At 63.3% G+C, this 3,885-nt stretch carries 3 protein-coding genes; 1 reads left to right on the top strand and 2 read right to left on the bottom strand.

Features of this window, described 5'->3' with window-relative positions:
• Window positions 1-2: 2 nt before the first annotated feature.
• Window positions 3-1,808 (bottom strand): ArnT family glycosyltransferase, encoded by a 1,806-nt coding sequence (locus WA989_RS10390; protein WP_424340425.1) that lies wholly within the window; start codon window positions 1,806-1,808, stop codon window positions 3-5.
• A gap of 131 nt (window positions 1,809-1,939) precedes the next feature.
• Between WA989_RS10390 and WA989_RS10385 the strand changes: the two genes are divergently transcribed.
• On the top strand, window positions 1,940-3,286 hold the full coding sequence (locus WA989_RS10385) for a dicarboxylate/amino acid:cation symporter (protein WP_424340424.1): 1,347 nt from the start codon (window positions 1,940-1,942) through the stop codon (window positions 3,284-3,286).
• A 6-nt stretch (window positions 3,287-3,292) separates the two neighbouring features.
• On the opposite strand, the gene WA989_RS10380 is transcribed toward WA989_RS10385, so the two are convergent.
• Window positions 3,293-3,885, bottom strand: a 593-nt coding sequence (locus WA989_RS10380; protein ID WP_424340423.1) for a LysR substrate-binding domain-containing protein, incomplete at its 5' end; no start/stop codon positions are given.

Below are 3,885 nucleotides of genomic sequence, written 5' to 3'. Positions count from 1 at the left end.
GGCTAGGAGCTGGCGGCAGGGCAGTCCGCCTCATAGCGCACGGCGATGAAGGCGACCGGGTCATTGTTGGAATAGTTGAGGGCGTAGAAGGGCTCTGAGCGATCGGTCTCGCACGCGCCAACCGCCGCCGCAGAGGCCTCGACGCTCGCGAAGCCTAGCTGGGCGCTCTGGTTCTCCAGGTTGACGAGATAGACCACCGGATAGGCGCTCTTATCTGCGGGCAGCTCTGTCGGCGTCTCGGGCGGGTGGAGGTTCTGCGTGCCGAGCGTCAGCACGTAAGAGGGCTCTGCATAGCCGAGCGCAAGCACCCGGTCCGGCCCGGCCTCGCCGCTGCAATCCTGCCGCGGAATGCCGCAGACCTCTTCCAGAGCGAGCTTGGCTTTCTCCGTCGCCTGGATCCAGGTCTGGGTCGGCAGGACAAATATCCTCGCCTGCCAGCCAAGCAGTATACTGGCGAGCACACCCCCCAGAATGGCGAGCGGAATCCGGCGCACCGCCAGCGCCAGACCGCCAAGGAGCACAGCGCCTGCGCCCATATACCAGAGAAACATTGGATAATCGGCCGCGCCCGCCCACTGCGCCATCACGGCGCTTTCGCTCACGGTCTTGAAGTCTCCCGCCTTGTCCATCTGCAGCGCTTCAACGGCCCAGGGCGAGGTAAAAGCCGCAAGCGCCAGCCCGCCAATCGCGTAGAAGAAAAGCGAGGCATAGCGCGAGACCGGCGCCCGGTTCCCCTCGATCAGTTTCACTGCCGCCCAGCCGCAGAGCAGCGCAAAAGCCGGATAGGCCGGCAGGATATAGTGGCTGAGCTTGGTCAGAAGGAGCTCGAAGAAAATCCAGGTCGTCAGCGCCCAGGCGACGAGAAATTTGAGCCCATCCCGGTCCACATCACCGAGCGATTCCAGCGTGTTGTGCCGGAGGTACCGCCAGGTCAGCGCGATCGCCGGAACCAGCAGGAGAATGCCCGGAAAGAACCAGGCCGGCAGGTGCATCAGGTGATAGCCCGGCAGGCCACCATGGCCCTCAGAGGCAGAGACGAGCTTGTCTTTCAGATCCTTGCCGACCGCGCCTTCGACATAGGTGCCCTGCGTCGCGATCTGGATGAGGATCAGCCAGGGCAGAACCATGAGCACGCTGATCAGCGGCCCCGGCCACCACCAGAGCGCGCGCATCCAGTCATGATCGCGCCGGTCCCAGAGCCAGGGGACAAGCACAGCCAGGCCAGCCACCAGCGTGATCACCGGCCCCTTGATCAGGAAGCCCGCGCCATGAATGATCCAGAAGGCCAGCGCCAGCCTCTTGTCATTGTCCTTGCGCAGATAGAGCCGGACCAGACAGCCCATCGCCAGCGTGATCAGGAAGACCAGCACGCCATCGGTCTTGGAGATATGCGCCTCGGAGGTCAGCAGCAGGCTCGACCCGAAAAGCGCTGCGCCGATGAACGCCCCGCGCCTGCCAATCGCCGCAATGCCGAGCCAGAAGCAGGCCAGCACGGACAGGCCCGCGCCGATCCAGCTGGGCACGCGATAGGTCCACACATCGAGATTTTCGCCTTCGCCAAAGGCGGCCGTCGCGCCCGCCTGCAGCCAGTGAATGCCGGCCGGCTTCTTGTTGCGATACTCATCCTGGTAGCGGATCGCGATATAGTCGCCCGTCTCCAGATACTGTTTGGAGGCCTGGGCAAACCGGCTCTCATCGCGGTCGAGCGCGGGCAGGTTGAACACGCCCGGCGCAGCCGACGTAATCGTCAGCGCGAACAGCAGGATCCAGGCTTTCCAGCCGGTCGAAAGGCGATCTATCCAACCCATTGGCTGGTGGTTGTAGACTGGAATGTCTGGAACCGAAACGGCCAAGCGCTGTGAATTGTCAGATGCCGATTTGATTTCGCTGAAACCCACTCTAGGGTGCGCGCCATCTACAGTATCGAAGGGGAACCTGGATGAAAGCCTGGTTTGAGATGGATCTCTGGAAGCGGGTGATGATCGGCCTTGTGCTGGGCACGCTCATTGGCCTCATCATCCGCTATACGATGAGCCCGGATGAAGCCTCCCGCGCCGCTGAGTATTTCAAGCCCTTCGGCGACCTGTTCCTCAACCTTATCCGGATGCTGGTCGTCCCGCTGATCTTCCTGACGCTGGTCTCGGGCGTGCTGGCCATGGGCGATCCGAAGAAGCTCGGCAGTCTCGGCGGGCGCGCGATCGGTATCTATATGGGCACGACCGCGGTTGCCGTGACGATCGGCCTGATCATGGGCACGCTCTTGCAGCCCGGGGCCGGCTTTGATGTCTCGTCTGTCTCCGCCGATGATATCGAGGCGACCCGCCAGCGGCTGGAAAGCGGCGGCGCTATGGAGACCGTCGGCGTCTTCGAACAGATCATGCGGACCGTGCTTTCCATTGTCCCGACCAATCCGGTCGACGCCATGGCGCGCGGCGATGTGCTGCCCATCATCTTCTTTGCCATCATGTTCGGCATCGGCATTCTGCTCGCGGGCGATGCCGGCAAGCCGGTCGCGGACGTGTTCAATTCCGCCTCTGAAGCGATCCTGAAGCTTACCCTGCTGATCATGGAAGTCGCGCCCTTCGGCGTCCTCGCGCTGATGGCCTGGGTGATGGCCGCCTATGGCCTGTCTGTTGTCGCCGCGCTCGGCATGATGACGCTCGCCCTCTATCTCGCCTGCGGCCTGCACATGCTGATCACGCATGGCTTCCTGATCAAATTCGTCGCCAAGCTGCCGCTGCTGCCTTTCTATCGCGGCATTACCGATGCCCAGATGGTGGCCTTCTCGACCTCGTCGTCGAACGCGACCCTGCCGGTCACGATGAGTGTCGCGCAGAAAAATCTCGGCGTGAAAAAGCCGGTCGCCTCATCTGTCCTGCCACTTGGCGCGACGATCAATATGGACGGCACCGCGCTCTATCAGGGCCTGATCGCGCTGTTTGCCGCCCAGGCGCTCGGGCTTGAGGTGGACTTCGGCATGTATGTGACCGTCGCCGTCATGGCGACGCTGGTGTCCATCGGCACGGCCGGTATCCCGTCTGTCAGCCTGTTCCTCGCAACCACCACGCTCGGCGTGATCGGCGCGACGCCGGATCAGATGCTGCTCATCCTCGCCCCGCTCTTTGCGTTTGACCGCCTGCTCGACATGATGCGCACCGTGACCAACATCACGGGCGACCTCGCTGTCTCGACGGTTGTCGCCAAGTGGGAGCATGAATTCGATGAGTTTGTGTATCTCGCCGAGGACAATGTCACCGAGGAGATTGACCGCACGGTGACGCATTAGTTTCAGCTAGGCAGCTGCGACTGCGCGTTTCGCCAGCGTCTCGCGCACGCTTTCACCGATCAGCCGTGCTTCCTGCTCACGCGGGCTGCCGGCGCGCCAGGCAATGCCGATCTGGCGGCCAAAGACGGGCGTGTCGAACTGGCGAAGCCTGAGGTCGACCCCCGCCGTGAGCCCTGCATCCGCAGCGATCTTCGGGACAAGCGAGACGCCCAGCCCGCCTGCCACCATCTGGACCAGCGTGGCGAGCGAGGTCGCCGAGACATTGGACGCCGGGGTCGAGGAAGGCGAGAGCGAGCAGGCGGCGATCGCATGTTCGCGCAGGCAATGGCCATCCTCCAGCAACAATACATCCTCCCCGTTCAGGTCTTCGGGTATGATCTTCTTCGTGTTGGACAGCTTGTGGTCCTGCGGCGCAATGAACAGGAACTCGTCATCGCCCAGCACTTCGGTCTCGATGCCGCTTGCTTCCCAGGGCAGCGCGATCAGCGCGGCATCAAGCGAGCGGTTGCGCAGCCCGTCGATCAGCCGGTCGGTCTGGTCCTCGCGCAGATAGAGCTTGAGCTCGGGGTGGCCGGCGCGCAGCGAGGACAGGGTGCGCG

It is taken from the genome of Henriciella sp., from assembly GCF_049649345.1.
GTDB lineage: Bacteria > Pseudomonadota > Alphaproteobacteria > Caulobacterales > Hyphomonadaceae > Henriciella.
This window is presented reverse-complemented; position numbering and strand designations above follow the sequence as displayed.

Coding starts and splice junctions, on each gene's coding strand:
- WA989_RS10385 (WP_424340424.1), top strand. CDS start 1,940: ATGAAAGCCTGGTTTGAGATGGATCTCTGGAAGCGGGTGATGATCGGC.
- WA989_RS10390 (WP_424340425.1), bottom strand. CDS start 1,808: ATGGGTTGGATAGATCGCCTTTCGACCGGCTGGAAAGCCTGGATCCTG.